The organism is Burkholderia sp. Tr-20355, assembly GCF_017104685.1.
Classification (GTDB): domain Bacteria; phylum Pseudomonadota; class Gammaproteobacteria; order Burkholderiales; family Burkholderiaceae; genus Burkholderia; species Burkholderia seminalis.
This window is the reverse complement of sequence record NZ_JAAGPK010000022.1, coordinates 24,646-50,329: the sequence shown is the minus strand read 5'-3', so window position 1 is coordinate 50,329 and position 25,684 is coordinate 24,646. Positions and strand designations below refer to the sequence as shown.

Annotated in this window: 31 protein-coding genes and 2 tRNA genes; 19 read left to right on the top strand and 14 right to left on the bottom strand. The window is 64.8% G+C overall.

Annotated elements, in window-relative coordinates; translation table 11 throughout:
- Window positions 1-13: 13 nt before the first annotated feature.
- The 7 genes from G3N62_RS08570 to G3N62_RS08540 form a co-directional block, all read right to left on the bottom strand.
- Entirely contained in the window at window positions 14-706 is a 693-nt protein-coding gene (locus tag G3N62_RS08570; RefSeq protein WP_034186995.1) for an amino acid ABC transporter permease, read from the bottom strand.
- Between the two features lie 122 nt (window positions 707-828).
- Entirely contained in the window at window positions 829-1,623 is a 795-nt protein-coding gene (locus G3N62_RS08565; protein ID WP_034186994.1) for a cystine ABC transporter substrate-binding protein, read from the bottom strand.
- 100 nt (window positions 1,624-1,723) lie between these two features.
- Window positions 1,724-2,761 (bottom strand): quinone-dependent dihydroorotate dehydrogenase, encoded by a 1,038-nt coding sequence (locus tag G3N62_RS08560; protein WP_034186993.1) that lies wholly within the window; start codon window positions 2,759-2,761, stop codon window positions 1,724-1,726.
- 98 nt (window positions 2,762-2,859) lie between these two features.
- A complete protein-coding gene (locus G3N62_RS08555) occupies window positions 2,860-3,690 on the bottom strand; it encodes an arginyltransferase (protein ID WP_034186992.1) in 831 nt (276 codons plus the stop codon).
- A 33-nt stretch (window positions 3,691-3,723) separates the two neighbouring features.
- Entirely contained in the window at window positions 3,724-4,488 is a 765-nt protein-coding gene (aat, locus tag G3N62_RS08550; protein WP_034186991.1) for a leucyl/phenylalanyl-tRNA--protein transferase, read from the bottom strand.
- Between the two features lie 11 nt (window positions 4,489-4,499).
- The gene (locus G3N62_RS08545; protein WP_021161562.1) at window positions 4,500-5,045 is read right to left on the bottom strand and encodes an NUDIX hydrolase; all 546 of its coding nucleotides are present in this window, start codon (window positions 5,043-5,045) and stop codon (window positions 4,500-4,502) included.
- Between the two features lie 186 nt (window positions 5,046-5,231).
- Window positions 5,232-5,308: transfer RNA gene (locus tag G3N62_RS08540), tRNA-Met, on the bottom strand.
- Window positions 5,309-5,505: 197 nt separating this feature from the next.
- Between G3N62_RS08540 and G3N62_RS08535 the strand changes: the two genes are divergently transcribed.
- The 3 genes from G3N62_RS08535 to G3N62_RS08525 are packed head-to-tail and all read left to right on the top strand — an operon-like array spanning window position 5,506 to window position 7,531.
- A complete protein-coding gene (locus tag G3N62_RS08535) occupies window positions 5,506-6,003 on the top strand; it encodes a heme-degrading domain-containing protein (protein ID WP_124669108.1) in 498 nt (165 codons plus the stop codon).
- Between the two features lie 3 nt (window positions 6,004-6,006).
- Complete coding sequence (locus tag G3N62_RS08530) at window positions 6,007-6,345, top strand: multidrug efflux SMR transporter (protein ID WP_034186989.1); 339 nt, start codon at window positions 6,007-6,009, stop codon at window positions 6,343-6,345.
- Window positions 6,346-6,376: 31 nt separating this feature from the next.
- Window positions 6,377-7,531 carry an enoyl-CoA hydratase/isomerase family protein gene (locus G3N62_RS08525; protein ID WP_124669107.1) on the top strand — a complete coding sequence of 385 codons (1,155 nt, stop codon included), beginning with the start codon at window positions 6,377-6,379 and terminating at the stop codon, window positions 7,529-7,531.
- Window positions 7,532-7,639: 108 nt separating this feature from the next.
- Here G3N62_RS08525 and G3N62_RS08520 read toward each other — a convergent pair whose 3' ends face one another.
- Entirely contained in the window at window positions 7,640-8,068 is a 429-nt protein-coding gene (locus tag G3N62_RS08520) for a hypothetical protein (RefSeq protein ID WP_034186987.1), read from the bottom strand.
- A 341-nt stretch (window positions 8,069-8,409) separates the two neighbouring features.
- On the opposite strand from G3N62_RS08520, the gene ssuD reads away from it, so the two are divergent.
- The 8 genes from ssuD to G3N62_RS08480 all read left to right on the top strand — a co-directional run bounded on the left by ssuD (window position 8,410) and on the right by G3N62_RS08480 (window position 13,515).
- Window positions 8,410-9,567 carry an FMNH2-dependent alkanesulfonate monooxygenase gene (gene ssuD, locus G3N62_RS08515; protein ID WP_034186986.1) on the top strand — a complete coding sequence of 386 codons (1,158 nt, stop codon included), beginning with the start codon at window positions 8,410-8,412 and terminating at the stop codon, window positions 9,565-9,567.
- Between the two features lie 17 nt (window positions 9,568-9,584).
- The gene (gene ssuC, locus G3N62_RS08510; RefSeq protein ID WP_049036196.1) at window positions 9,585-10,397 is read left to right on the top strand and encodes an aliphatic sulfonate ABC transporter permease SsuC; all 813 of its coding nucleotides are present in this window, start codon (window positions 9,585-9,587) and stop codon (window positions 10,395-10,397) included.
- Window positions 10,394-11,353, top strand: coding sequence for an ATP-binding cassette domain-containing protein (locus G3N62_RS08505; RefSeq protein ID WP_059557793.1), 960 nt, complete (start codon window positions 10,394-10,396; stop codon window positions 11,351-11,353). Before ssuC ends, G3N62_RS08505 begins: the two co-directional genes overlap by 4 nt.
- Before the next feature lie 57 nt (window positions 11,354-11,410).
- Window positions 11,411-11,626 carry a TOBE domain-containing protein gene (locus G3N62_RS08500; protein WP_006476104.1) on the top strand — a complete coding sequence of 72 codons (216 nt, stop codon included), beginning with the start codon at window positions 11,411-11,413 and terminating at the stop codon, window positions 11,624-11,626.
- Between the two features lie 142 nt (window positions 11,627-11,768).
- Window positions 11,769-11,966, top strand: coding sequence for a hypothetical protein (locus G3N62_RS08495; RefSeq protein ID WP_034187036.1), 198 nt, complete (start codon window positions 11,769-11,771; stop codon window positions 11,964-11,966).
- 55 nt (window positions 11,967-12,021) lie between these two features.
- Window positions 12,022-12,270 carry a hypothetical protein gene (locus tag G3N62_RS08490; protein WP_034186983.1) on the top strand — a complete coding sequence of 83 codons (249 nt, stop codon included), beginning with the start codon at window positions 12,022-12,024 and terminating at the stop codon, window positions 12,268-12,270.
- Window positions 12,271-12,398: 128 nt separating this feature from the next.
- On the top strand, window positions 12,399-13,385 hold the full coding sequence (gene dusA, locus G3N62_RS08485) for a tRNA dihydrouridine(20/20a) synthase DusA (RefSeq protein WP_034186982.1): 987 nt from the start codon (window positions 12,399-12,401) through the stop codon (window positions 13,383-13,385).
- A 54-nt stretch (window positions 13,386-13,439) separates the two neighbouring features.
- A tRNA-His gene (locus G3N62_RS08480) sits at window positions 13,440-13,515 on the top strand.
- A gap of 365 nt (window positions 13,516-13,880) precedes the next feature.
- Here G3N62_RS08480 and G3N62_RS08475 read toward each other — a convergent pair.
- Window positions 13,881-14,969, bottom strand: coding sequence for a hypothetical protein (locus G3N62_RS08475; RefSeq protein WP_226193759.1), 1,089 nt, complete (start codon window positions 14,967-14,969; stop codon window positions 13,881-13,883).
- 417 nt (window positions 14,970-15,386) lie between these two features.
- Here G3N62_RS08475 and G3N62_RS08470 point away from each other — a divergent pair, with 417 nt between their 5' ends.
- Both G3N62_RS08470 and G3N62_RS08465 read left to right on the top strand, forming a co-directional pair.
- Complete coding sequence (locus tag G3N62_RS08470) at window positions 15,387-16,499, top strand: hypothetical protein (protein ID WP_124669106.1); 1,113 nt, start codon at window positions 15,387-15,389, stop codon at window positions 16,497-16,499.
- A gap of 615 nt (window positions 16,500-17,114) precedes the next feature.
- Complete coding sequence (locus tag G3N62_RS08465; protein ID WP_034186979.1) at window positions 17,115-17,630, top strand: GNAT family N-acetyltransferase; 516 nt, start codon at window positions 17,115-17,117, stop codon at window positions 17,628-17,630.
- A 42-nt stretch (window positions 17,631-17,672) separates the two neighbouring features.
- Here G3N62_RS08465 and G3N62_RS08460 read toward each other — a convergent pair whose 3' ends face one another.
- On the bottom strand, window positions 17,673-18,137 hold the full coding sequence (locus G3N62_RS08460; RefSeq protein ID WP_034186978.1) for a hypothetical protein: 465 nt from the start codon (window positions 18,135-18,137) through the stop codon (window positions 17,673-17,675).
- Window positions 18,138-18,450: 313 nt separating this feature from the next.
- Here G3N62_RS08460 and G3N62_RS08455 point away from each other — a divergent pair, with 313 nt between their 5' ends.
- Window positions 18,451-18,852 (top strand): hypothetical protein, encoded by a 402-nt coding sequence (locus tag G3N62_RS08455; protein WP_034186977.1) that lies wholly within the window; start codon window positions 18,451-18,453, stop codon window positions 18,850-18,852.
- 788 nt (window positions 18,853-19,640) lie between these two features.
- Here the strand turns inward: G3N62_RS08455 and G3N62_RS08450 are convergent.
- Window positions 19,641-20,384 (bottom strand): DUF695 domain-containing protein, encoded by a 744-nt coding sequence (locus G3N62_RS08450; RefSeq protein WP_124669105.1) that lies wholly within the window; start codon window positions 20,382-20,384, stop codon window positions 19,641-19,643.
- Window positions 20,385-20,569: 185 nt separating this feature from the next.
- Here G3N62_RS08450 and G3N62_RS08445 point away from each other — a divergent pair, with 185 nt between their 5' ends.
- The 4 genes from G3N62_RS08445 (at window position 20,570) to G3N62_RS08430 (ending at window position 22,604) form a co-directional block, all read left to right on the top strand.
- Window positions 20,570-20,878 (top strand): hypothetical protein, encoded by a 309-nt coding sequence (locus G3N62_RS08445; RefSeq protein ID WP_034187035.1) that lies wholly within the window; start codon window positions 20,570-20,572, stop codon window positions 20,876-20,878.
- 190 nt (window positions 20,879-21,068) lie between these two features.
- Window positions 21,069-21,308 (top strand): hypothetical protein, encoded by a 240-nt coding sequence (locus G3N62_RS36400; RefSeq protein ID WP_124669182.1) that lies wholly within the window; start codon window positions 21,069-21,071, stop codon window positions 21,306-21,308.
- 103 nt (window positions 21,309-21,411) lie between these two features.
- Window positions 21,412-21,951, top strand: coding sequence for a hypothetical protein (locus tag G3N62_RS08435; protein ID WP_034187034.1), 540 nt, complete (start codon window positions 21,412-21,414; stop codon window positions 21,949-21,951).
- A 179-nt stretch (window positions 21,952-22,130) separates the two neighbouring features.
- Window positions 22,131-22,604, top strand: a complete 474-nt coding sequence (locus G3N62_RS08430) for a VOC family protein (protein ID WP_049036174.1) — start codon at window positions 22,131-22,133, stop codon at window positions 22,602-22,604.
- A 65-nt stretch (window positions 22,605-22,669) separates the two neighbouring features.
- On the opposite strand, the gene G3N62_RS08425 is transcribed toward G3N62_RS08430, so the two are convergent.
- A complete protein-coding gene (locus tag G3N62_RS08425; protein ID WP_124669104.1) occupies window positions 22,670-23,641 on the bottom strand; it encodes a sensor domain-containing diguanylate cyclase in 972 nt (323 codons plus the stop codon).
- 263 nt (window positions 23,642-23,904) lie between these two features.
- On the opposite strand from G3N62_RS08425, the gene G3N62_RS35910 reads away from it, so the two are divergent.
- A complete protein-coding gene (locus tag G3N62_RS35910) occupies window positions 23,905-24,120 on the top strand; it encodes a hypothetical protein (protein WP_124607994.1) in 216 nt (71 codons plus the stop codon).
- A gap of 150 nt (window positions 24,121-24,270) precedes the next feature.
- On the opposite strand, the gene G3N62_RS08420 is transcribed toward G3N62_RS35910, so the two are convergent.
- Together G3N62_RS08420 and G3N62_RS08415 are read right to left on the bottom strand one after the other, a co-directional pair.
- Window positions 24,271-24,894 (bottom strand): phospholipase D family protein, encoded by a 624-nt coding sequence (locus G3N62_RS08420; protein ID WP_034186972.1) that lies wholly within the window; start codon window positions 24,892-24,894, stop codon window positions 24,271-24,273.
- A 139-nt stretch (window positions 24,895-25,033) separates the two neighbouring features.
- Window positions 25,034-25,522 carry a helix-turn-helix domain-containing protein gene (locus tag G3N62_RS08415; protein WP_124607993.1) on the bottom strand — a complete coding sequence of 163 codons (489 nt, stop codon included), beginning with the start codon at window positions 25,520-25,522 and terminating at the stop codon, window positions 25,034-25,036.
- Window positions 25,523-25,684 lie beyond the last annotated feature (162 nt).

Genomic DNA, 25,684 nt, shown 5'->3' with positions numbered 1-25,684 from the left:
GAAAGCGCGTGCGCTAGTGCCGCGACGGCAGCGACAGGCGCTTTTCGTACCAGCGCTGCACCCATTCGAGGATCTGGCACAGGATCCAGTACACGGCCGCGGCGGCGAGGTAGAGCGGCAGCGGCTGATAGGTCGCCGCGATCACTTCCTGCGCGCTGCGCAGCAGTTCGGTCACGGTGATCACGGAGACGAGCGACGTGTCCTTGATCAGGCTGATCAGGCTGTTCGACAGGCTCGGCACCGCGATGCGCAGCGCCTGCGGGCCGATCACGTAGCGCAGCGTCTGCCCCCACGACAGCCCGAGGCTGTACGCGGCGAGCCATTGGCCGCGCGCGATCCCGTTGATGGCGCCGCGCATGCTTTCGGACATGTAAGCCGCGACGTTCGCGGACAGCGCAATGACGCCGGCCGGCGTCGGGTCGAGCGAGATGCCGAGGCTCGGCAGCCCGTAGTAGATGACGAAGATCTGCACGAGCAGCGGCGTGCCGCGCATCAGGCTCACATACCCGCGCGCGAGCCACGCGAGCGCGTTGACCCAGACGCGTTCGAAGCCGTCGAGCGCTTCGCTTTGCCGGATGCCCATCATCGCGAGCACGACGGCGCCAAGCAGGCCGAACACCATCGACAGCACGGCGAACTTGACGGTCAGGACGGCGCCCTGGGCGAGCACCGGCAGCGATTGGACGAGCAGGGACGTTGTCGACATGGAGTACGAATCGAATGCGTGCGCGAAAGCGCAATCATAAACCGGACGCATAAAACAAAGGGCGGCATCGTGACGGATGCCGCCCTTTCCGGCCCGCCGTCAGGCGGGACATGCAGGCGTGCTTACTTGATCGGTTTGGTCACGTCGATGCCGAACCACTTGTCCGAGATCTTCGTGAACGTGCCGTCGGCCTCGAGTTGCGTCATCGCGTCGTCGATCGCCTTCTGGAACTTCGGGTTGCCCTTCTTGAACGGGATGCCCGACGGGTTCGCCGAGCCGACGTTCGCGCCCGGGCGCAGCGGCAGCTGCGCGTTCTTCGTCAGGTACGCGAGCATCAGGCGGTCGTTGAGCGCCGCGTCGAGGCGGCCGGCGGCGAGGTCGCGCAGGTACTCGGGCGCGCCCGGGTACGTCTTCACGTCGATGCCGGGCACCGACTTCGCCATGTCCATGTAGTTGGTGCCGAGCGCGACGCCGAGCTTCTTGCCCTTCAGGTCGTCCAGCGACTTGAACTCGCGCGTGTCGTCCTTGCGCTGGATCAGCTGCGCGGACGAGAACGTGTACGCCGGCGAGAAGTCGAGCGTTTCCTTGCGCTTGTCGGTGATGCCGACCTGGTTGGCGATCACGTCGAACTTGCCGGCCTGCAGGCCCGCGATGATGCCGCTCCATTCGGTCGTCACGAATTCGGCCTTCACGCCGAGCTTCGCGGCGACGGCCTTCGCGATGTCGACGTCGAAGCCGACGAGTTCGCCTTGCGGGTTCTTCGAGTTGAACGGGGGGAACGTGCCTTCGAGGCCGACGCGCAGCGTGCCGCGCTGTTTGACCTGGTCGAGGAGGTCGGCCGCGTGCGCGGTCGCGGCGGCGAACGACGTGCCGACCAGGCCGGCAACCAGCAGCTTCTTCAGCAGCGAAAATTTCATCGTGTGTGTCCTTGCCCTGTCCGGGTCAATGATTCTGATAGTGAGGCCGATGATAGCAAAAACGCTATCGATCATTAAATATAGTTTGTTTATGTCTATATTACACGGTGCGTTCGCGGGCGATCGCCTTCACGCATTCCGACACGAGCGCCGGGCCGCGATAGATGAAGCCCGTGTAAAGCTGGACGAGCGCCGCGCCGGCCGCGAGCTTCGCGCGGGCGTCCTCGCCCGAGAAAATGCCGCCGACGCCGATGATCGGCACGTCGTTGCCGACTTCCGCGTGCAGCTTGCGGATCACTTCGTTCGACGCGTCGAACACGGGGCGGCCCGACAGGCCGCCGGCTTCGTCCGCATGCGGCAGGCCCTGGACGGCCGCGCGCGACAGCGTCGTGTTGGTGGCGATGACCGCTTCGATCTTGTGGCGCAGCAGCGTGTCGCCGATTTCCTTGACCTGTTCGTCGTCGAGATCGGGGGCGATCTTCAGCGCGAGCGGCACGAGCTTGCCGTGCAGGTCGGCGAGGCGCTGCTGCTTGTCCTTCAGCGCGGCGAGCAGGGCGTCGAGTTCGCCGGCGCCCTGCAGCTGGCGCAGGTTCTTCGTGTTCGGCGACGAAATGTTGATCGTCACGTAGCTCGCGAACGGGTATACGCGCTCGAGGCAGTACAGGTAGTCCTCGGCGGCGCGCTCGATCGGCGTGTCGGCGTTCTTGCCGATGTTCAGGCCGAGAATGCCGCGATAGCGGGCGGCCTGGACGTTCTTCACGAACTGGTCGACGCCATGGTTGTTGAAGCCCATCCGGTTGATCAGCGCTTCGGCTTGCGGCAGGCGGAACATCCGTGGGCGCGGGTTGCCCGGCTGCGCGCGCGGCGTGACCGTGCCGACCTCGATGAAGCCGAAGCCGAGCGCCGCGAGGCCGTCGATGGCCGCGCCGTCCTTGTCGAGGCCGGCCGCGAGGCCGACCGGGTTGCGGAACGTGAGCCCCATCACGGTGCGCGGTGCGTCGGGCACGCGGGCCGACAGCGCGCAGGCGAGGCCCGTGCGGCCGGCCGCGCCGAGCGCGCGCAGCGTGAGGTGGTGAGCATCTTCCGCATCCATTTTGAACAGGGATGCGCGGGCCAGCGGATAGAGGGAACTGAACACGGGAATGGGGCGGGCAGCCGGAATGAATGACAACCCGCTATTTTACCGGGAGTTGCGTGGCAGGGGCGTGCTTCGCTTCGTAGCCCCCGCCGCGTGCGTCAACCCGAGCCGGAATGCCCGCCCGGCAACGGCGCGCGGGCCAGCGCCGCGTCGACGGGCGGCAGGTCGATCCGTTCCGGATCGAGCGTCTTCCAGCGGCCGTCGATCAGCCCCTCGAGCGGGTGGAAGTTCGCCTTGTACGCCATCTTCGGGCTCTCGCGGATCCAGTAGCCGAGGTACACGTACGGCAGGTCGAGGCTCTTCGCCTGCTCGATCTGCCACAGGATGTTGTAGGTGCCGTAGCTCGTATGCCGGTCGTCGGGCTCGAAGAATGTGTAAACCGACGACAGCCCGTCGCCGAGGATGTCGATCATGCTGACCATGCGCAGCTTGCCGGGTTCGCCGCCCGGCGCGTCGAGGTCGCGGAATTCGACGAGGCGTGAGTTGATCCGGCTCTGCAGCAGGAACTGCTCGTACTGGTCGCGGCTGTCGCGATCCATGCCGCCGCCCGCGTGGCGCGCGGACTGGTAGCGCATGTAGAGCGCGTAGTGCTCTTCGTCGTAGTGCAGCGGCGAAACCGTCGCGATCAGCGCGCGGTGGCGCTTCCACATCCTGCGCTGCGTGCGCGACGGCGCGAACGCGCCCACGGGGACGCGCACCGGCACGCATGCGCGGCAGCCGTCGCAGTACGGGCGATACGTGAACACGCCCGAGCGGCGGAAGCCGGCCTTCACGAGTTCGGTGTAGATGTCGGAATTGATCAGGTGGCTCGGCGTCGCGACTTGCGAGCGCGCGATGCGACCGTCCAGATAGCTGCACGGATAGGGCGCCGTTGCATAGAATTGCAACGCCGAAAGCGGTGAAAGCGGCAGCTCAGTCGGGTGAGTCATGGGCAGCTCTCGATGCAGGGAAGGAGTGCCGCGCTAGCGCTCGATCCCGGAGGGCGCCGCCTTCTCGGCGGAGCCCGTCAGCGCGGCGAGCACGCGCTTGTCGAACTGCCACGGAATCGGCGGTTCGGCCACCGCGCTGCGCACGTGAGCGACAAACGCCTTGCGTGCGATCTCGCGGCCGCCGAGCGACGCTAGATGCGACGTATTCTGCTGGCAGTCTATCATCTCCAGCCCCTGCTCGCGAAGGTGCGCGATGAGCGCGGCCAGCGCGATTTTCGACGCGTCGGTCACGTCCGCATACATCGACTCGCCGAAAAACATCCGCCCGAACGACACGCCGTACAGGCCGCCGACGCGGCGTCCGTCGTGCCACGTCTCGATGCTGTGCGCGTTGCCGGAGCGGTAGAGCGACGTATACGCGTCGATGATCTCGGCCGTGATCCACGTGCCGCGCTGCCCGCGCCGCGGCGCCTGCGCACAGGCGCGCATCACGCCCGGAAAGTCGTGGTCGACCCGCACTTCCCATTCGGGATCGCGCAGCACGCGCTTCAGCGTCTTGCGCAGCGACGGCGACACCTTGAATTCGGCCGGCACGAGGATCATGCGCGGATCGGGGCTCCACCACAGCACGGGCTGGCCGTCCGAGTACCACGGGAAAATGCCGCGCAGGTACGCCTCGATGAGGCGCGACGGCAGCAGGTCTGCGCTCGCGGCCAGCAGCCCGGGCGCGCCGGTCGCGGGGCCGAGCGCGCGCTCGATGGGCGGAAACGGATCGTCCGGGCCGAGCCAGGGGACCATGGGGCGCGGGCTCAGCCGTTGCGCAGCGAGCGGAAGATGTCGCCGGTGTGCACGCCGTAATCACCGGCGGCGCGATCGGCGAAGAAGAAACGCAGGGTCTGGCTGACGGTCGGGAACGCGATCTCGTCCCACGGAATGTCGGCTTCGTCGAACAGCTTCACTTCGAGGCTTTCCTCGCCGGCTTCGAACCCCGGATCGGTGAGCCGCGCGAGGTAGAACAGGTGGACCTGGTGCACGTGCGGCACATTGAGCAGCGTGAACAGGTTCTGCACCTCGACGCGTGCGCCGGCTTCCTCGAGCGTTTCGCGCGCGGCGGCTTCGGCCGTCGTTTCGCCCATTTCCATGAAGCCTGCCGGCAGCGTCCAGAATCCGTAGCGCGGTTCGATCGCGCGGCGACACAGCAGGATCTGGTCGCCCCAGACCGGGACCGTGCCGACGACGTTGCGCGGATTCTGGTAGTGGATCGTGCCGCAGTGATCGCAGACGAAGCGCTCGCGGTTGTCGCCCGGAGGAATGCGCGCGATGACTTCGTGACCGCAGACGGAGCAGAATTTCATGTCGAGTGGAAGGGACGAGGTGATGCGAGTGTATCACCGGGGCACGCCATTCCAGAACGCCTGCGCATGCGGGCGGCATGTCGCGCGAAGCGGAGGTGCGCGTGCGCGAAAAGGGGGCCGTGCCCGGGCGCGGAAAAACAAAAAGCCCGGCGCGAGGCCGGGCTTTTTGCGGAATGCTGGACGGGTTGGTTGCGGGGGTAGGATTTGAACCTACGACCTTCGGGTTATGAGCCCGACGAGCTGCCAGACTGCTCCACCCCGCGTCCGTCGAAGAAATGAATTATAAGGAGTTACCCGAGGGCATGCAAGCACTTTCTGACAATCGCGTGTCGCGTCTCGTAGGGACGGTACGTGGAGCGCGTGCGCTAGAATCGAGCGGTTTGTGTCGTCATCCCGGCAGCAGGGCCGTGCGCGATCGCGTCGGCGCCGTTGCGGCTCCCTTTACTGTATCGACGGATTCATGGACATCGCTCACGATCTGCAATCGATCGGCGTGCAGGAACAGGCGCTCGTGTTTCCCCATTTCGATCCCGCGCGCGCATGGGCGCTCGGCAACCGGATGCATGCGCTCGCGACGACGCGCGGCCATGCGATCGCGATCGACATCGTCACGTTCGGCCAGCCGCTGTTCTACGCGGCGCTCGCCGGCGCGACGCCCGACAACGCCGACTGGGTGCGCCGCAAGCGCAACGTCGTCGCGCATTTCCGCCGCAGCTCGTACGCGATCGGCCTGCGCATGCAGCAGGCCGGCGCCACGCTCGCGGACAAGCACGGGCTGCCGATCGCCGAATATGCGCCGCACGGCGGCTCGTTCCCGCTGACCGTCGCCGGCGCCGGCGTAATCGGCTCGATCACCGCGTCGGGGCTGCCGCAGCGCGCGGATCACGAGTTCGTCGTCGAGGCGCTGTGCGCGGAGCTCGGCCACGACTACGCCGTGCTGGCCCTCGCCAGGAGCTGAGCGATGCAACTGCCCGGTTATGCATGGCTCGCGATCGCGATCGTCGCGGAAGTGGTCGGCACGTCCGCGTTGCGCGCGGCGGACGGCTTCACGCGCTTCTGGCCGTCGGCGCTCGTCGTCGCCGGTTACGGCATCGCGTTCTACTGTCTGTCGCTCACGTTGCGCACGATGCCCGTCGGCATCATCTATGCAGTCTGGTCGGGCGCCGGCATCGTGCTGATCACGCTCGTCGCGATGCTGCTCTATCGTCAGGTGCCTGACCTGCCGGCGGTGATCGGCCTCGGGCTGATCATCTCGGGCGTCGTGGTACTGAACCTGTTCTCGAAGATGCAGGCGCACTGACCGTGCGACTGCCGTTTGCCGGATGACTTCCATGACCGATTCCACTTCCGCCGTTGCTACCGCCGAATCCGCCCGGCCCGACGTCCACGCGTATGTCGCGAACCGCATCGGCTTTCTCGAGCTGAACCGGCCGAAGGCGCTGAATGCGCTGTCGGTCGGCATGATCCGGCTGATGCAGCAGGCACTCGACGCGTGGCGCAACGATTCCGAAGTCGTCGCCGTCGTCGTGCACAGCCCGCACCCGCGCGCGTTCTGCGCGGGCGGCGACGTGCGTTTCTTCCACGACGCATGGCAGCGCGGCGACCGCGACGCGGTCGACACGTTCTTCATCGAGGAATACACGCTGAACCATGCGATCTTCACGTATCCGAAGCCGTACATCGCGTTGATGCATGGTGTCGTGATGGGCGGCGGCATGGGTATTTCGCAGGCCGCGCGGCATACGGGCGGCCTGCGCGTCGTGACCGACTCGACCAAGATGGCGATGCCGGAAACGCGCATCGGCCTGTTCCCGGACGTCGGGATGAGCTGGTTTCTCGCGCGCACGCCCGGCGCGATCGGCCGTTATCTCGCCGTGACCGGTGCGGCGCTCGGCGCGGCCGACGCGCTGTACGCGCAACTCGCCGACGTCTATCTGCCCGATGCCGCGCTGCCGGCACTGCTCGATACGCTGCGCAGCGCGCCGATCGACAGCGGTGCGCGGGCGGTGGCTTGCGTCGCCGAGGCGGCTGCCGCGCACAAGGTCGTGCCGACGCCCGACACGTCGGCGCTGGCCGATGCGCGCGCCGGGATCGACCGGCATTTCGCGCAGCCCGACGTCAACGCGATCCTCGCATCGCTCGACGCCGAGCAGGATTGCGCGGCTGTCGACGGTTGGGTCGAAAAGGCGACCCATGCGATGCGCGAACAGCTGTCTCCGCTGTCGATGGCCGTGTCGCTCGAGGTCGTCGAACGCGCACGCGGCGCGACGATGGCCGATTGCCTGCGGCGCGATCTCGATCTCACGCGCTCGACGTTCGCGCGCGGCGACGTGATCGAGGGCGTGCGCGCGCTGATCGTCGACAAGGATCACCGGCCGGCCTGGCGCTTCAAGTCGGCCGCCGATGTCGATCGCGCCGACGTGCTCGCGATGTTCGACAGCCCGTGGGCGCCGGACACGCATCCGCTGCGGAATCTGAAGGACTGACGTCGGTCGGGCCGGCCGGCACGCTAGACAGAAACGAAAAGGCCGCCTGCGGATGCAGGCGGCCTTTTTTGCGGAGGGCGATCGAAGGGCATCGCGCCCGAGCGTGCGTTATTCGTCGCCCGCGTCGTCGGACATGAACGCGCGCATGAACACGAGCGCGCCGAAGCCCCACACCGCGTTCGCCGCGAAGCCGGCCGCGAGCACGGGCATCATGTTGCCCGACGGCCAGATGCCGCGCAGCGGATCGATCGCGAACACGCGGGCGGCCGTCAGCACGATGCCGCCGAATATGAGCGCACCGATCCACGATGCCTCGCGTTCCGGCGATACGCGCAGCAGCCACGCCATCGGAATGGCGCAGCATGCGCTGATCAGCGCATTCGCGACAAATTCAGGAATGCCGAGCGGCGCGAACGGCTGCGTCGAGAAGCCGGTTGCGGCGATCAGGTCGGCGGTGTGAAGGAGCGCGAGCGTCGCCTCGCGGAAGAACAGGGCGGCCAGGAAGCCGGACAGGAATGGCAGGATGACTTTCTGCATCGATGAGTGCACCGCAGGCGCGCACGGCCGGGGCCGGACGCGCGGAGTTATTCGGATAGGTGCGCCATTATAGGGCCCGTCCGCGGCGATATTCGCTCCAGCGTCGTGCTAATCACGAAAGCGGAAAACCTAAGCTCAAAAAAATCGTTCCAAAGCCCTGCACCGATCCCTAGACTGATTTCCCAGAAACAGCCGTGCAATCGCGTCCTCGCCCGCCGCGCGGCCCGACCGGCGAGCTATCCCGAATCGAACGCACACCATGCATGCGCCGCGCATCCGCGACGCGAGCAGGGCGATGTCTTTTCCAAATTTCGGCAGTGACAGTCAAGCAGGAGCAGCAGATGAATGTGTTCTGGTTTATCCCCACGCATGGCGACAGCCGCTATCTCGGCACGGCCGAAGGTGCGCGCGCCGCGGATTACGATTACTTCAAGCAGGTCGCCGTCGCGGCCGATACGCTCGGCTACGAAGGCGTGCTGCTGCCGACCGGCCGTTCCTGCGAGGATGCGTGGGTGGTCGCGTCGAGCCTCATCCCGGCGACGCAGCGCCTGAAATTCCTGGTCGCCGTGCGTCCCGGCATCGCGTCGCCGGGCCTGGCGGCACGGATGGCCGCGACGTTCGACCGCCTGTCCGGCGGCCGCCTGCTGATCAACGTCGTGACGGGCGGCGACGCGGCCGAACTCGAAGGCGACGGCCTGTTTGCCGATCACGACACGCGCTACGAGATTACCGACGATTTCCTGAACATCTGGCGCGGGCTGCTGGCCGCGTCGCACGACAACGGCGGCTTCGACTACATCGGCAAGCACCTGCAGTCGAAGGGCGGCAAGGCGCTTTATCCGCCCGTGCAGCGTCCGCATCCGCCGCTGTGGTTCGGCGGTTCGTCGCCGGCCGCCCACGCGATTGCGGCCGATCACATCGATACCTACCTGACCTGGGGCGAGCCGCCCGAGGCCGTCGCGAAGAAGATCGCCGACATCCGGGCCCGCGCGGAGGCGCGCGGTCGCAAGATCAAGTTCGGCATCCGCTTGCACGTGATCGTGCGTGAAACCGAGGACGAAGCGTGGCGTGACGCCGAGCGCCTGATCAGCCGTCTGGACGACGACACGATCGCGCGTGCGCAGCAGGCGTTCGCGAACATGGATTCGGAAGGCCAGCGCCGGATGGCCGCGCTGCACGGCGGCAAGCGCGGCGGCCGCGACGCGCTCGAGGTGTACCCGAACCTGTGGGCCGGCGTCGGCCTGGTGCGCGGCGGCGCGGGCACGGCGCTCGTCGGCAATCCCGAGCAGGTCGCGGAACGCATGCGCGAATACGCGGATCTTGGCATCGAGACGTTCATCCTGTCCGGTTATCCGCACCTCGAGGAGTCGTATCGCTTCGCCGAGCTCGTGTTCCCGCTGATCAAGGGCAAGGGCGCGGAGAAGGCGACCGGCCCGCTGTCGGGGCCGTTCGGCGAAATCGTCGGCAACAACTATCTGCCGAAAGCCGCGCAGAGCTGAGCGACAGGAGGCCTGCGATGACAACGAAAACGTCGACGACGGGCGCCGTCGTGGCGGCCCGTGCCTGGCGCGGCGTCGCGCCGTGGCTCGTGCCGCTCGCGTTGCTGGTGGCATGGGAGGTCGGTGCGCGCACCGGCTGGCTGTCGACCCGCGTGCTGCCCGAACCGGTGGCGGTCGTCCGCGCGGCCTGGTCGCTCGTGACGTCGGGTGAAATGTGGGCGAACGTGAAGGTCAGCACGTGGCGCGCGCTGTTCGGCTTTGCGATCGGCGGCGGCGTCGGCCTTGCGCTGGGGCTCGCGACCGGCCTGTCGAAGGCGGCCGAGGTCGCGCTCGATTCGACGATCCAGATGATCCGCAACATTCCGGCGCTCGCGATGATTCCGCTTGTGATCCTGTGGTTCGGCATCGACGAGAAGGCGAAGCTGTTCCTGGTCGCGCTCGGCGTGTTCTTCCCGGTCTACATCAACACGTATCACGGGATCCGTTCGGTCGACGCGAACCTGATCGAGATGGCGAAGAGTTACGGCGTGCGCGGCTTCGCGCTGTACCGCGACGTGATCCTGCCCGGTGCGCTGCCTTCGATCCTCGTCGGCGTGCGTTTCGCGCTCGGGCTGATGTGGGTGATGCTGATCGTCGCGGAAACGATCTCCGCGCAGTCGGGCATCGGCTACATGACGATGAACGCGCGTGAATTCCTGCAAACCGACGTGGTGGTGGTCGGCATCCTGTTGTACGCGGTGCTCGGCAAGCTGGCCGACGTGCTGGCGAAATGGCTCGAGCGCGTGACGCTGCGCTGGCATCCCGCTTATCAATCAGGAGCAAAGGCATGAATGCGACCACTTCGGCGGCCGCCTACGGCCCGCTCGCCGGCGCGGACCTCGAGGTCGAACTGGCACAGGCACGCGTCGCGGACGGCGATGCGCGCGACGCGGCGATTCTCGAGCGCGACGGCGGCGCATCGGTCGTGCCGCTCGCGCGACGACGCGCGGACAGCCCGGCACCCGACGACGCGGTGACGCTGTCGGGCGTCAGCAAGCGCTTCGGCGCACGCACGGTGCTCGACAACGTCGAGCTCGGTATCGCACGCGGCAGCTTCGTCGCGATCGTCGGCCGCAGCGGCTGCGGGAAATCGACGCTGCTGCGTCTCGTCGCGGGGCTCGAGCAGCCGAGCAGCGGCGCGCTCGTGACGCGCGGCGAGGGCGGCGGCGTGCTCGACACGCGGATCATGTACCAGGATGCGCGTCTGCTGCCGTGGAAGACCGTGCTGCAGAACGTGATGCTGGGCCTCGGGCGCGGCGCGCGCGATCAGGCGCGCGCGGTGCTCGATGAAGTCGGCCTGCTGGAGCGGGCCAACGACTGGCCCGCGCAATTGTCGGGCGGCCAGCGCCAACGCGTTGCACTGGCCCGCGCGCTCGTGCACCGGCCTCAACTGCTGTTGCTCGACGAGCCGCTCGGCGCGCTCGACGCGCTGACCCGCATCGAGATGCATGCGCTGATCGAGCGGTTGTGGCGCGAGCATCGGTTCACCGCGCTGCTCGTCACGCACGACGTGCAGGAGGCCGTCGCGCTCGGCGACCGCATCCTGCTGATCGAGCAGGGGCGTGTGGCGCTCGATCAGCCCGTGCCGCTCGACCGGCCGCGCGCCCGTGCCTCGGCCGCATTCGCGGCGCTGGAGGATCGCGTGCTGAAGCGCGTGCTTGCCGGCGGGCCCGGTGCGGTCGATCAGGACGCGGAGCATGAGGCAGACAAGGTTCGACCGGTCGGGCAGATCCGCTGGGCCGTTTAATTCCGGGCGGCTCCGGCCGCCCGTCTTGAGACTTTTTTCTTCGGAGCGATCATCCCGATGAGCATCACTGCAATCAACGTACGTAACCAGTTCAAGGGCAAGGTGAAGGAGATCATTCGCGGGTCCGTGGTCTCCGAAGTCGACGTCGAGACGCCGTTCGGCATCGTCACGTCGGTGATCACGACCCGTTCGGTCGACGAACTCGAACTGAAGGTCGGCGCGGAAGTCGTCGCGCTCGTGAAGTCCACCGAAGTCTCGATCGCGCGTCTCTGACCGCGCGTGTCCTGCTCCGATGCGGCGCCGGCGGGCAGTGTGCCCCCCGCGCCGCATCGGCGTTCCCGCTGCGCGCATGCCTCGGTATTCGGCGTCCGGACGAAGTGCTAGGATGGAGCGACGCGACGCCGGAGGCAAACGCATGACCCCCATTCTTTCCCCTGAAGCCATCGAGGCGCTGAAGTGGATCGACCAGTTCGGCGAAAGCCGGCCGGTTCCCGCTGCGTTCGACGACGTTGTCTATGCTTTGCTGAACGAGGGGCTGATCTATCAGGCGACGGCCGACCGGGTCGACCTGACGACCGACGGCAAATCCTTTTTGTCCAACGAATACGATTGAGCGCCCGGCGCCGGCTGCCCGGACGGCCTGGCGCCGCGTCGCCACGGAGCGTGCGATGGAACCGAAAGGCAGCGACCTCGGCGATTTCAGCGAGCCGTACCGCGGTTTCGAGATCGAGGTGAAGACCGAGCAGGTCTGGGACGGCGAGCATGCGCACTACCGCGTGCTGCAAGGCGATGCCGTGCGGATCGACTGGCGGCTCGTCAAGGTCGACGGGATGCTGCTGACCGAGCGACGCGTGATCGAGCGCGTGCTCGACGAGGCGCGCCGGGCCGTCGATGCGGAGCTGGGCGAGGGCGGCTAGCGGAGCGCCGGCAGGAGTGGCCCGGGTTGCGGTAAAATAACCGGTTGTTCCCGTGCCGGCTGGCCTGTTGCCCGAATTCCATGTCCGTTTCGTCCTCGCTTCCTCCCCGCCGCGTTTCCGTCGCGCCCATGCTCGACTGGACCGACCGTCATTGCCGGTCGTTCCACCGTACGCTGACGCGCAACACGTGGCTGTATACGGAGATGATCACGACGGGCGCGCTGCTGTTCGGCGACGCGCAGCGGCATCTTGCGTTCACGCCGAGCGAATCGCCGATCGCGCTGCAACTGGGCGGCAGCGAGCGTGACGATCTCGCGCGCGCCGCGAAGCTCGGCGAGCAGTGGGGCTACGACGAAATCAACCTGAATTGCGGATGTCCGTCCGAGCGTGTGCAGCGCGGCGCGTTCGGCGCGTGCCTGATGAACGAGCCGCAGCTCGTTGCCGACGGCGTGAAGGCGATGCGCGACGCGGTGTCGGTGCCGGTCACGGTCAAGCACCGGATCGGTGTCGACGCGGTCGAAGATTACGCGTTCGTGCGGGACTTCGTCGGCACGGTGGCCGAGGCCGGTTGCGAAACGTTCGTCGTGCATGCGCGCAACGCGATCCTGAAGGGTTTGTCGCCGAAGGAGAATCGCGAGATCCCGCCGCTCAAGTACGACTATGCGTATCAGTTGAAGCGTGATTTTCCGTCGCTGGAGATCGTCATCAACGGCGGCATCACGACGCTCGACGAGGTTGCGCAGCACCTCGAACATGTCGACGGCGTGATGCTGGGTCGCGAGGCGTATCACAATCCGTTTGTGCTGGCCGAAGTCGATACGCGCTTCTACGGGTCGACTGCAGCGGTGCCGACGCGCGAGGAAGCCGAGGCGCAGCTGATCGAGTATTGCGCGGCCGAACTGAAGCGTGGGACCTATCTCGGCGCGATCGTTCGGCACGCGCTCGGACTGTATCGCGGCATGCCGGGCGCGCGTGGCTGGCGCCGCGTGCTGTCCGACAACAAGAAGCTCGCGCGCGGCGATCTGGCCGTGTTTGACGAGGCGCGCGCGCATCTGAACGAAGCCGAAGAAATTTTTGAAAAAAAGGCTTTGCAAGATTCAAAAGTCTTCGTATAATCTTGTTCTTCGCTGCTGAAACAAAACAGCGAAGCAAAGTAAGCAGTATCAGTGGTGGCTGTAGCTCAGTTGGTAGAGTCCAGGATTGTGATTCCTGTCGTCGTGGGTTCGAGTCCCATCAGCCACCCCACAGAATTCCTAGCGGTATCAAGAAGTTAAAAACGGCACTGTCCCAAAAGACAGTGCCGTTTTTGTTTTGACTTCCGCAAAGAGAATTTTCATGGGGCCTTTGCGTTTCACGATCTTGTTGCAGACGCATGCCTGCGCGTGGCTGTTGCCGTATCTGCGAGTGGGGCAGGGCATGCACCGCGCTGCTTTACGCGAACGTGCCCGGAGTCGCGTCGATCTGCGGCCAGCCGAGATCGGAAACTTGATTTCCCGATTGCCGTCCAATGGCGCGTACTCGGCAGCCGTCGAGATTCCTGATGGCGCGCCGGTATGCACCTGCTACGGATACGGCGCGACCTTCGCAGAACCTTCCAACAACAAGGGAACTCACGCGCTGCGGCGAATGCAGATTCCGGCGGAGGTGGTTGTATAGCCGGCCAACCTCAATTTGAGATGCGGGTTGTTGCTGTACGGCGGCGCGTCGACGTGGAAATCGAGTGCGTGCGCGTGTGGTGCTGGCGCGAACGACTCAACCTCGTATCCTCGCTTGCGTAACCGCATGACGAGTTCTTCCATATCGCGCTTTCGGTAAATCACGGTGCCGCCTTCGCTGGACGTATCGTCGTTCGACGAAAGATTGTATTCCGTCGTGTGAACGGCAACCCCACCGGGCTTCAGTGTATCCATGCTGTTGATGACGAACTGAAGGCCGGCCTCCAGATTGCCAAGGTGCTCGAAGCAGCAGGAGGACCAGTTGAAATCAAAATCGCGCAAAGACGGGGCAATGGCGTTCATGTCGCAATGTTGATGCGTCACGGCGCGATCGAAAATTTCGTCGGCCACGATGTTCGGGAATCGCAGCTCGTTGAGGGCGTTACTGTGTTGTCCGGTTTGGGACCATCCGCTGGATTGTCCAATTTCCGGTGGCGCGTCAGTGGCGACGATGAAGCATCCCAGTTTGGCGAAAAGCGCCGGCAATCGCTCCTGACCCACGCCAAAGCCGAGCCCGCGCCGACCGGGGGTGAGCATGCCTAGCCGGTTCAGGTGGTGGATGATGTATGTCCATTCCCAAAATTTTCGCTGATACATCGGGGGGAGGCAGAGCATCGCGCAAACTCGTGCATGCTCCGGGTGAAGCATATCGGCCGCACTACATGTCGAGTACTGCATGAACGGCGCTTGATCGTCGAGGACTGGATCGGATGGAACGAAGATTCGTTGTTCGATTGCATTCGCAATGCGTTTGTCCAGATCGAAATGCTCACTTGTGCATCCGCGCTCGACGTACAGGGAGTCGATCTTTTTTTGAAGGTCGACAGTCGCCTGCTTGAGCCGCGCAATTTCTGCCCGGTCAGATTCGATGCGCCGATCGATCGCAACATTGATACGGAACTGCACCCGCTTCCAGATCGGCCTGCCGATCGCCTTCAATGCCGCCTTCACCATTTCGGTCTCCATCGATGTGGTGGGGGTCACGGTTGGCAATCTTACGTCATGTAAGTGGGATCATCCATCCACTGTCGTTCGGCGTTTGCTTCATTCTCGGGAGTGCACTACCGACGGCGTATCGGCACGCACACGTGTCGAGGGGCAGCCGCACACGGAGGATTTGTCGTTTCTCGAAACTCGAACCGTGCCTCGACGCGACCTCGTGACAGGGTGGATTCGCGATTGGCCGGCGTGAGCATCTCCCGAGCCTCAAGCCGGAATGCGTGCGCGTCAGCCAAGCGACCACGGCGACCCACGACACTTCGGTTTTTCGGGTTCGATTACGACAATGCATACTGTGCAGGCCTCGATTTCGGGCCGTGTGAAGTGCCCACGATCGTCGCTCGGAACTTGCTCGATTACATGTTCGTTCTCGACGTTTCACCTCTCGGTTGACCACTCACCATGAAGAACATCCGCATTCGCTTGCTTGTCGCGCTCGTATCGTTGGCCGCGTTGCCGTCGCACGCTCAGCCGGCGGCCGGCCTGCCACGCACGGCTTCTCAACCCTACGGCGCGTCTTCCTCGAAAACCGGCCACACGGCACCCACCGTTGCATCATTCGGAAATCAATTCACCTGGCTTAACTCATTGATTCCATGTACGACCGCGTGCGCGCAAACATGGTCGCAATCGGCCGGTGGTGGAATGGGTTTGCTGGGAGCGACGCGCACGTCGGACAATTCGCTGACCGGGTCAATGGCCGCTCAGGGTGTTGCGGGCTATGCAATCAATGACAATACGGTTCACGTCCAAACTGCCTATGCCACCTACTCCGAAGCGCGGAGAAGGCCGGGCGCCGGAACGACTCAAGGGCATGAAATCGACGTTGTAAATCAGGGCTCCGTCGTTGGACTCGACCCGTACGACATGTTCCGGAGCGGTATCACCCCGGGGCTCTGGTTGTCATCGGGACGCCGTGATGTGAAGACCGGCGCGGCCAACGCCAGTGCCGCCGTCGGCATCGTAAACAACAACACTGCCTTCGAAAACGGGATCGTGTTTCAAAGCAGCGCCTTGAACACGACGACTGGCGAAGGCAACGCAATTGTATTGCCACGAAAGGACGCTGTCGTGTGGTTCGGCAGTGCAGGGAACAAGGTTGCGGCAATCCGAAGCGATGCAACGACCGCGTCGCTTCGCGCGATATTTGCGAACGGGCTGCTTGCGTTGCAGAATCTTTCCGGCGTCAACGAGCACACGTTTTCAGATACCGGAAACTATTCCGCAAAAGGAAATATTTCGGCTGGCGGAACAGGTTCAATGCCGCTTTATAGCCCGACCGGTGCCGGCGCGAATGCTCCGCACATGGTGCATGGATCGGTCGCGTTGGCATCCGGCAGCGCCACGGTCAAACTCACCGGTCCAGCCGTTTATACGTCTGCGTCGAGTTATACCTGCACGGCCAACGACACGACCGCGGCGAACGCCGTGAAGGTCAGTCAAGATTCGGGTGCATTGATCACTTTCACCGGAACCGGCACGAATACGGTTCAGTTTCTCTGCGCGGGCAACTGATCCGCTGCTCATTCGGAGCCAGCCGCTTTGGGACGACATTCTTCAGGCGGTGTTCATCGCCACCACCAGTTGTGCGGCGGGCCAACGGCACAAGCCGTCGAATCCCGCTAGAAGCACCGGCATCAATCCTCCTGGGTGCTCGTTCGCCAGGCAAAGCGGGCGTGTGTCGAAATTGGGCTCGACATCGAACGCAGCATCGGCTGATATCGCTGCTGCTTTCCGCTAAGGTTTGCGCGCGCCGTGCCGTTATCTCTCCTGGACAGCCCTCGTGCCTCGAATGCTGATCCGTTTTCTTGCCTGCTCGCGTGATGCGCGAGCAGGCTTTTTTCGTTTACGGCATTCCATCGAAGACTGGATTGGCGGAATGGAACAGGGACTTGGCGCCAACCGACAAAGCGCAACAGTCTTTCATGGGTGTAATGTATCGCCTTCCTCGTGCCCTCATGCTTTGCAGGGCCGTTCGATCCCGACGACCCATGAAGGCGCCGGGATTTTTTTTGCATATGCAGCGATACCCCCGCGATGCGTCACCGAGAAAGGCATTTCGCAAGGCACGGTATATTTTGCGACGACACATACCGATCGATAGAACACGCTACAAGGAGTCGCCAACCCATGTCGGACACTCGGACCACGCTTCGCGCCGCGACTGCGCACGACGCGTCCCTCATCGCTCGCCTGCATACGCAGAGTTGGCAGAGCGCATACAGCCATATCCTTCCGGCCGCCTATCTGTCGGATGAGGTGCCGACAGAGCACGCGATCCGGTGGCGCAAGTATCTCGATCGCAACGAAGACGAGTGGGGCCTGGTGCTGATCGCCGAGTCGGACGGCGCGCCCGTCGGCTTCGTCAGTGCGGAACGTCCTGACGATCCGGCGCTCGGTGTGCTGCTCGACTGCCTGCATGTCCATCCTTCGCATCACGGCTGCGGGACGGGCAAGCGCATGATCGAAGCCGTCCGTGCGTGGGCGCGGTCGATCGGCGCGGGCAAGGTCCACCTGCAGGTGCTGGACGGCAACGTGCGAGCGATCGGTTTCTACGAACACAACGGCTGGCAACTGGCCGGTATCGAAACGAGCCGCATCGGCCCGACGGAGGTCACCGATCGGATCTACGCGATCGACGCCTGAGGGCTTGCCGGTATCGGTGAGAAAGCCGGACGCGCTTCGCCGTTACTCGCCGCAATATCGAACGAGCAAATCAGCCTCGGTCTCGTGGATCTCGACGGGCAGCGTCGTCGCGCCCGCATGGGCAAGATAGCGCGCCCGATGCTGGCCGTTGCGAAACGAAGCGACGCCGATTTTCGACAGGCCGGGAATGCCGAGCAGCGTTCGCGCTCTGGTCTCGCGAAACGTGATGAACGGCATGTCGGGAATCCTGTCCTGATCCGGAGCGAGGAATGTGCGGATACCCGCGGCTTTTCCCGGGGCCCAGTACTGGACCGACGGCAGGACATAGTCCGTCGTGTCGCGGTCGGCGCACGCCAGCAACTTCTTCAGATCGATCATCACGACCCGATGTCGCGAGTCGTCGGACGAGAATACCCGCTTGAGGTGCGTATAGGCATACGGGGCATGCCCGGGGAGCTGGATAATCCAGACATCCACGCCGCTTTGTTGTGCGTGGGCGAGTGTCATTATTTCCTCTGGTGGTGCGAGCGGGTTCTTGGGTTCGAGTTTAGCAGTGCGATCACGGCAACGGAGCAGGTCGATACGCGGAATGGAAAAACGGAACGACTCGCCGCATAGGCTCAGGGGCAGGGAAAGCCGGTGGCAAAGTAGCGGCGGTCATGCATCGGCAGTCGATATCGACAGGGGGCGAGACTATCGTGATACTGCCAGTCGGAAGGACATACGTTGTAACAGTCATGCAAGATTCACGCAGTGGCGCGCAATGCGGCACGCGTGGTTCGTCATGAGACTGGAGAGGGCGGAGTGACGGGCGCAAATCATGTCGTCGAAACTTGAGATCGAGTATCTCGATTACTGCTTCACCGCGACGCTCGAAATCAGGGCGTCCGGCCGGACAGCCGTCGTCGACTGGCGACTCGAATCCGACTCACGTGGCAAGACGCTCGCTTGGATCGTGTTCGATCGCTTTCTCGCGCGCAACGACTTCGCCGACGAAGAAGATGCGCGCGCCAATATCGTCGACTGGCTGGAACGGCTTGCCGACCCGCGGTCCGGCGCATCCACCGAGATCGCGAAGGCCGGTGCGGCGGTTTCCGGGGGCGGCGTGGCGACGGACGCATCGGCTGCCGAAATCGTCGGCGAAACCGTCGTTGAAATCGTCAGCGATCCGGACTGGATCGACATGGTTGCCGACTGGTTTTCCAGCAGCGCGCCTGGATGATGAAACCGGGTTGCCGCGTTTCCGATGTGATTTATGCTATTGCGTTCGAAAAACGCCAATTCATAAAATCAGGCGCGAGAAAATGCAGCCGGAATCACGTCGCGTGAAAAATAGAATAAACCTGCTTTGACAATGCGCGTGATTTACCGGAAACTGGCCCGATTCCGAGGACGTCCGCGTGAACTAAAAAAATAGAAGACCAGACATGAAAAGAAAAACGCCGGTAACGGCTGACATTGATCAAAATCGCTGCCGACCTGGTGGGCCGCATGGCCATGCCGTTCAATGAAGGCAGAAATTTCCTGAATCGTCGACATACCCGATCGACATACCCGAGTATCGCCCGGCAATCGATCGGGAATTTCGCGCCCGGCTCATGAGGCTGTCGCCCGTTGCCGCATGTCATCAAAGGGTGAGTTGCCGCACAGACCGTCTTGTGACCCGCGATCACAATTTGGCCGGTTGACCGTTCTTCCCCGGCCCGGTCAACTATTTCCCCGCTCGCTCGCGCAGGAGCGGGGGCTTTTTGCCCGTCCGACGCCGGAAGACCGCGTCGGCGGAACCGGACAGGCGTTCGGCAGGCTGCGCGATGGCACCCACGGCGCGCCTCGGCAACCGTTCGCCTGATCCGCACGCATCGTTTTCCTCGTGCCTGAGCGAACCCTCAGGCCCATCGCCGGTTTCGGCCGGCGATGCCTTGATCCCGGCGGCGTGTCACAACGCTGCCGGGATGTTTTTTGCGCCGGACGCGTCGCGTCACGTCGTGCGCGACGGACATGCCAATCCGCTCAGCCAGCCTGTTCGACGCTGGTTTCCCATCCGTCGTATTCCCCGCCGAGTGAACGCACCTCGCGATTGATCGCGATCGTGTGACGCGTGATGTCGGCCAGCGCCATCGTGCCTTCGTGCGAAAACCGTACGGCCGACTTGCCGTCCTCGGTCGGCGCGACCGACTCGACCGGATAGCCTTTCCCTTCGGCCCAGTCCGCGAACTGGTGCGCGTCGCTCGGGTCTGGGAAGTACGCCCAGTGCATCACGCGCCGGCTCATGTCGCTGGCGTCGCCTTTCTGCCGCAGCGCATCCAGTACGCGCATGTCGCGCATCATCTGCCAGTCGTCGTCGGTCGGGTATAGGGTCTGCCAGTACGATGCCTTGTCCGGATCGTCCTGGTGCGCGTACTGAAGCGCGTAGGTCGTCTGTTCGGCCAGCGCGTCGACGATCTCGGCCGCAGCCTCTTCGTCGAACGGCACGTAGAACAGGAAATCCCGGTTGCCGTCGACGGTGATGCGGCCGACCTGCACGCCGCCTTTCGCGGTGATCGCCGTGTCCAGCAGATCCTCGATCTTTGCCAGGTCGGCGAATTCGTCGCCGGCCGGCAGGCCTTCGGGCGTCGGATGCGCGAACGTAACGCGCACGGTGAGCAGCGACGTGCGCGGATCGCCTTCGGCGATTTCCGCGAAGCTGTGGTTGAAGCTGATGAAAGCCTGATGGTCGCCCATTCTGGCAGGGAAGGTTCCCCAGGCGTCGGTCATGTGTTTCTCCCGTACACGATTGTCTGTTGACGGTTGCAAAGCGTCCCAATGTATCATCGAAAATCGCGTGGGCAGCGACGCGCGCATGATCGCGTGCCGCGCGCGAACGTCGGCGACAGCCGCGGCCGACTGCGGCTTTCCGCAGGCGTGTGGCGGGCCGCGAGAAAAATCCGAAGGAGATTCCGATGTCGATGTTTGCGGTGAATGGTGTCCGAATCGATCCGCTCAGCGCGCGCGTGACGCACGTGCGCTGGGCGGCCGTGAATCCGGCCGATCGGTCGTGGGCGGCGACGCCGAGCGAGGCGCCGGTGGCGGACGTGGCACGCGCGCTTGCGTCCGGCAGCGATGTCCGCGCGATCTTTTCGGCATCGGACGCCACCGCGATCGGGCCCAGGCTGAAACGCGTGCTGTATCGGGATGCGTCGGAAGGCATCGAGCTCGACATCGATGCAACGAGCGAGTCGCGCACGTTGCGCGATCTTCCGCAAATCTGAGCGGACCGGCGCGCGCGCTGCGGCGTCGACTGCGGAACCTGGCCGAACGGCCGCTAGCACGACACTGATCGCGAGGCGTAGTATCGAATCGTCGCCATACTGCATGCGGGTTGCGTCGAACGGTCAGGAGGGGCGCGCGAGGTTCGGCGAGCCGGTATCCGAATCGAATCGCGCAAACGCGTACGAGATCATGTCCAGGCCTGTTATCGCTCCGTTGGGATCCGCGCTTTGTCTGGCGCTCGCAGCCTGCCAGGCCGCGCCCGAAGCGCCGCTTCCGCCGCCGTCGCCCGAGACCGCATCGGCAGCCGTGCCGGCAGCGTCGCCGGCCGAGCCGATTCGCGGCATGGGCATGGCACCTCATCTGGCAGGGCAGAGTCACTGGGCCGTCGGTCAGTGCACGTCCAACGGTACCGTCAAGGTGTGCAATTGACCGGCGCCGTCGGCGCGGGGCGCATGCCGCGTAAGCAAGACTGGAATCCTGATTGGGCACCCGCGTCGATGGGCCGGTTGCCGTCGACGCGAGCCAGCGAGTAATGAACGACGAACACGTAACAGACGATTCCGGCCTGCATGTCGATCCCGCCGAGGGAACGGTCATCGGCCAGTTGCCGATGACGCTGGCGGTCGATGGCAGGAGCCTGAAGAGAAGGGCGGTGGTGTGCGCGGTGCTGGCCGTGGCGAGCCTGTGCGGTTATGCGGCCGATCCGGCACTCTGGCCCGTGGCGGCGCTGGCCGCGATGCTGGCGCTGGCCAGCGCGGCCTTCTTCTTCGCGTCGCGGCGCAAGATGGCGCTGCATATCGACGAGACAGGCTTCAGGCTGATCGGGGCCGCGCGTGAAAAACCCGTCACGCCATGGCGCGACGTCACCGAATTCCGGATCATCAGCGTGGCCGGAAATCGCTACATCGGCTACCAGTTCTCGCCGCATTCGTCGCGCACCAGGGTGCCGGGTGGCGTGATGCTGCCGATTGCCCGGTTTGTCGATCTTCCACTCGACGCGGTGGCCGGATTGCTGGAGGCATGCCGCCGTCAGTTCGGCGCGCCTGATGAGCGGGCCGACCGAATGGGGTGACGGCGGGGGGGGACGGCGCCCGATTCGGGCGCTCGCGCGACCCGCGATGCGAAAAAACAAAAAATAGGCGGGGCGTCGTGTCGAATTCCGCCGTGGTCGTCCGTCGTAGCATCGGAGGCGTGCGCATCGCGCGTCCGTCCCGATTTTCGATACGACAACCGACTGAAGGAGCGACACCCATGTCCACGTCCGTCAAACCGATCCCGGAAGGGATGCGCACGCTGACGCCGCACCTGATCTGTGCCGGCGCGACAGCCGCCATCGACTTTTACAAGCGCGCATTCAATGCAGTCGAACAGTTTCGCCTGGCAATGCCTGACGGCCGGCTCGCGCACGCGTGCCTCGCGATTGGCGATTCGACGCTGATGCTGGTGGATGAAATGCCCGAACACGGCGCGCTCGGGCCGAAGGCGCTGAAAGGCACGTCGGTCTGCCTGCATCTGTACGTACCGGACACCGATGCGGCGATCGCGAAGGCGGTCGCAGCCGGTGCGACGGTCACGATGCCGGCCGCCGACATGTTCTGGGGCGATCGTTACGGCCAGGTCGAGGATCCGTTCGGCCATCGCTGGTCACTCGCGACGCATCAGCGCGACCTGACGCCCGAGCAGATCGCGGAGGCCATGGCCAGCGCGCCGCCCTGCGGGAGCTGACGCAGCGGCGCCCCCGCGGCTGAACGGCGGGGCGGCGGCAAGTACCCCCGGCCGGCTTGCCGCGGTTACGCGCCGGTCATCTTGCCGCGCTGCTTGTCCTCGTACATCAGTTGATCGGCCGATGCGAGCAGGTCGGCCACGCCCGGATGGCGGGCGGGATCGTACGCGACGTGGCCGACGCTGAACCGGATCGCGTAGCCGCGTGCGTCGGCCGCATTGCGCAAGGCGAGCGCCTGCGTCACGCGTTCGACCGGCTCGACGACGTCGGCCGGATCGGTGGCGCTCAGCAGCACGACGAACTCGTCGCCGCCGAGCCGTGCGATCACGTCGCTGTCGCGCAGCGCACCGGTCAACGTGTCGGCGAACGTCTTGAGCGCACGATCGCCTTCGGCATGGCCAAAGCGATCGTTGATCGCCTTGAAATCGTTCAGGTCGAAGAACAGCAGCACCGCGTGACGGCCGAGGCGATCGCACAGGCTCAGCACATGACGGGCGAGGATCTCGAAGCCGCGCCGGTTCGTCAGTTGCGTGAGTTCGTCGGTGGTCGCGAAATGCAGCGCAGCGATTTCGCGTTCCGTCATGTGGGCGAGATCGCCGAGCAGGGCGAGTTCTTCGGGTTCGAGCGAACGCGGCCGCGTGTCGATCAGGCAGAGCGTGCCGATGGGGGCGCCGTTCGGTGCCGCGAGCGGCCGGCCGGCGTAGAAGCGGATGCCCGGTGTGCCGGTGACGAGCGGGTTGTCGTGGAAGCGGCCGTCGTTCAGCGCGTCCTGGATGACCATCGTGTCGCCCGCGAGCAGCGCGTGCGCGCAGAACGATACGTCGCGCGATGTCTGCGTGGCGTCGAGGCCCGCGTGGCTCTTGAACCACTGACGATTCTCGTCGACGAGGCTGACGAGCGCGATCGGTACGTCGAACAGCCGGCGCGCGAGACGCGTCAAGCGGTCGAATCGCTCTTCGGGCGGCGTGTCGAGGATCGACAGCGAATGCAGCGCGTCGAGTCGAGCCGCCTCGTTGGCCGGTTTCGGTGCGATTTGCATGGGCCTGGTCGCTTGTCCCGGCTGCAAGGCCGGTCACGGGATCGTATGCCGGACAGTATCGCGCATTATTCGGCGCGTCGCCAACCCGCCCCTCGGTGACGGGCATTCCCGACGCTGTCCCGATCGACGCAGATGCAGTGAGAAGCGGGTGGCATGCGTCTGCGTTGCATCACGATGCAGAATCGGCTGCGCGACGTCTCAAGGTGCGCGGTGCAATGCCGTAAATAGGGCGAGTCCAATCGTTCTTCGCATCCCACCGCCCCATGGTTCGAATTCTGTACGCGGGTTATCTCGCATTTGCGCTGTATCTTCTTTACCCGATGGTTCAGAACACCCTGGCGTTCAGCACGGATTGCGTGCGCAATGCGCTGCCTGGTGTGTCGACGACGCCGGCAAGCAGCGTGGACGGGCACGCGAACCGCTGTGTCCCGACCACGCAGGCCGGCGCCGCGACAGGACGGATCGCTGAAATCCATTGAATGCGCCGTCCGGCGCGCATGTCGTTCGAGGCGTGAAGCGGCGACTGGCCATTCGGCCGAATTGAGCGTCGCGTCACGCTCGCCGATCATCTGCATCACGGCGGTGCGAGCGCGGGGTATCGGGAAGCGGCGCCCAGCCCGTGGCGTGCGTCAGTAGCTGGAGCGGTACGGCGCGCCCTGGTCGAAGCGGCTTTGCCAGTGCGTGAGGTAGCGCGACGCGAGTTGCGGATTGTTCCAGACCACGACGACGTTTTCCGAATTGCGGCTGGCCGCCGACGCGCTGTAGTTGAACGAACCCGTTTCGACGTGTTCGGCGTCGATCACGAGGTACTTGTCGTGGTGGATCGCATAGGTGTCGATCGTGCGGGTCGGGATGCCGGCGTTGACGAGCAGGTTCAGTGCCTGCTTGCTGCTCTTGGCACGGTTGCCCTTGTCGTCGACGACCACCGCGACATTGACGCCGCGTCGCTTCGCGTCGAGCAGTGCGCGCGTGACGGGCGGCGACGTGAACGAATACGCGGCCACGCGGATCGAACTGCGCGCGGCGCCGATCGCTTTCAGCACGAGTGCCTCGGCGCCGCCGTCGGGCGAGAACGCCGATTCGACCACCTGCGTCGCGGGCGCTTCGTGCGTGGGCGTCGGCAGCCATCGCGACACGAGGTCGATCGCCTGCTGGAGCAGCGATTCACTTTGCGTCTTGCCGAAGGCGGCGAAGGGTGTGGCGAGCAGGGAGGCGGCGAGACAGGCAGCGGCGAGGCGATTGCGCGACAACATCTTGGACAGCGAATAATTTCGAGACAGCGGGCCGTGAGTGTAACGCAGACGTAGCAGCGCGGTCACGCGCGTATCGCGACGCGATGTCGCGCGCGATGTTCATTCGTGCAGAGCCTATGCAGTGAAGTTGCGTCGCGCGTCAATCCTTGACCGTCGGCGCGCCGGTTTCGCGCGCAGCGATCCACCCGGGGCCGGGCTCGGGTTGCACGTCGCGCGCATCGAGTGGTTCGCCGCAGGCCGAGCATACGGTGACCGCATGCATCAGCTGGCCGCAGGTACGGTGGCGCAATTGCACCGGCGGCCCCTGGCCGTCGTCCTTCCAGCGATCGCCCCATGCCGTCAGCGCCAGCAGCGCCGGGTAGAGGTCGCGGCCCTTGTCCGTCAACCGGTATTCGAAGCGCGGCGGCCGCTCCTGATACGCACGCTTGACCAGCACGCCTTCGTCGACGAGCCGCGCGAGCCGTTCGGCCAGCACGTGGCGCGTGAGGCCAAGCTGGGTCTGGAACGCATCGAAGCGGCGGCAGCCGAGGAACGCGTTGCGCAGGATCAGCATGGTCCAGCGGTCGCCGAGCACGGCGAGCGCGCGCGCGACCGAACAGTTCAGCGTGCCGATGTCATCCCATTTCATCGTCGAGTCTCTTGCGTCTTGCTGCGGTTCAGCGAAATAGCGGGTTCGATTATAGAACCCGCCTTCGGTTGTCACAGGCGCGGCTGCGTTGACAACGGCCGGCATCGTTGTCAATAATGAGTTCCAATTTAGAACTTACTCGCGCGGCGACGCGCTTTCAAC

Bases quoted from the DNA above. Each gene is read 5' to 3' on its own strand.
- G3N62_RS08425 (WP_124669104.1), bottom strand. From the start codon at position 23,641: ATGCAAATCGCACCGAAACCGGCCAACGAGGCGGCTCGACTCGACGCG.
- G3N62_RS36400 (WP_124669182.1), top strand. From the start codon at position 21,069: ATGTCCAGGCCTGTTATCGCTCCGTTGGGATCCGCGCTTTGTCTGGCG.
- G3N62_RS08415 (WP_124607993.1), bottom strand. From the start codon at position 25,522: ATGAAATGGGATGACATCGGCACGCTGAACTGTTCGGTCGCGCGCGCG.
- G3N62_RS08570 (WP_034186995.1), bottom strand. From the start codon at position 706: ATGTCGACAACGTCCCTGCTCGTCCAATCGCTGCCGGTGCTCGCCCAG.
- G3N62_RS35910 (WP_124607994.1), top strand. From the start codon at position 23,905: ATGGTTCGAATTCTGTACGCGGGTTATCTCGCATTTGCGCTGTATCTT.
- G3N62_RS08495 (WP_034187036.1), top strand. From the start codon at position 11,769: ATGACCCCCATTCTTTCCCCTGAAGCCATCGAGGCGCTGAAGTGGATC.
- G3N62_RS08450 (WP_124669105.1), bottom strand. From the start codon at position 20,384: ATGACCGACGCCTGGGGAACCTTCCCTGCCAGAATGGGCGACCATCAG.
- G3N62_RS08530 (WP_034186989.1), top strand. From the start codon at position 6,007: ATGCAACTGCCCGGTTATGCATGGCTCGCGATCGCGATCGTCGCGGAA.
- G3N62_RS08490 (WP_034186983.1), top strand. From the start codon at position 12,022: ATGGAACCGAAAGGCAGCGACCTCGGCGATTTCAGCGAGCCGTACCGC.
- G3N62_RS08555 (WP_034186992.1), bottom strand. From the start codon at position 3,690: ATGACTCACCCGACTGAGCTGCCGCTTTCACCGCTTTCGGCGTTGCAA.
- G3N62_RS08460 (WP_034186978.1), bottom strand. From the start codon at position 18,137: ATGACACTCGCCCACGCACAACAAAGCGGCGTGGATGTCTGGATTATC.
- G3N62_RS08500 (WP_006476104.1), top strand. From the start codon at position 11,411: ATGAGCATCACTGCAATCAACGTACGTAACCAGTTCAAGGGCAAGGTG.
- G3N62_RS08470 (WP_124669106.1), top strand. From the start codon at position 15,387: ATGAAGAACATCCGCATTCGCTTGCTTGTCGCGCTCGTATCGTTGGCC.
- G3N62_RS08505 (WP_059557793.1), top strand. From the start codon at position 10,394: ATGAATGCGACCACTTCGGCGGCCGCCTACGGCCCGCTCGCCGGCGCG.
- G3N62_RS08465 (WP_034186979.1), top strand. From the start codon at position 17,115: ATGTCGGACACTCGGACCACGCTTCGCGCCGCGACTGCGCACGACGCG.
- G3N62_RS08435 (WP_034187034.1), top strand. From the start codon at position 21,412: ATGAACGACGAACACGTAACAGACGATTCCGGCCTGCATGTCGATCCC.
- G3N62_RS08565 (WP_034186994.1), bottom strand. From the start codon at position 1,623: ATGAAATTTTCGCTGCTGAAGAAGCTGCTGGTTGCCGGCCTGGTCGGC.
- ssuC (WP_049036196.1), top strand. From the start codon at position 9,585: ATGACAACGAAAACGTCGACGACGGGCGCCGTCGTGGCGGCCCGTGCC.
- G3N62_RS08545 (WP_021161562.1), bottom strand. From the start codon at position 5,045: ATGAAATTCTGCTCCGTCTGCGGTCACGAAGTCATCGCGCGCATTCCT.
- ssuD (WP_034186986.1), top strand. From the start codon at position 8,410: ATGAATGTGTTCTGGTTTATCCCCACGCATGGCGACAGCCGCTATCTC.
- G3N62_RS08430 (WP_049036174.1), top strand. From the start codon at position 22,131: ATGTCCACGTCCGTCAAACCGATCCCGGAAGGGATGCGCACGCTGACG.
- G3N62_RS08535 (WP_124669108.1), top strand. From the start codon at position 5,506: ATGGACATCGCTCACGATCTGCAATCGATCGGCGTGCAGGAACAGGCG.
- dusA (WP_034186982.1), top strand. From the start codon at position 12,399: ATGCTCGACTGGACCGACCGTCATTGCCGGTCGTTCCACCGTACGCTG.
- aat (WP_034186991.1), bottom strand. From the start codon at position 4,488: ATGGTCCCCTGGCTCGGCCCGGACGATCCGTTTCCGCCCATCGAGCGC.
- G3N62_RS08520 (WP_034186987.1), bottom strand. From the start codon at position 8,068: ATGCAGAAAGTCATCCTGCCATTCCTGTCCGGCTTCCTGGCCGCCCTG.
- G3N62_RS08420 (WP_034186972.1), bottom strand. From the start codon at position 24,894: ATGTTGTCGCGCAATCGCCTCGCCGCTGCCTGTCTCGCCGCCTCCCTG.
- G3N62_RS08445 (WP_034187035.1), top strand. From the start codon at position 20,570: ATGTCGATGTTTGCGGTGAATGGTGTCCGAATCGATCCGCTCAGCGCG.
- G3N62_RS08525 (WP_124669107.1), top strand. From the start codon at position 6,377: ATGACCGATTCCACTTCCGCCGTTGCTACCGCCGAATCCGCCCGGCCC.
- G3N62_RS08455 (WP_034186977.1), top strand. From the start codon at position 18,451: ATGTCGTCGAAACTTGAGATCGAGTATCTCGATTACTGCTTCACCGCG.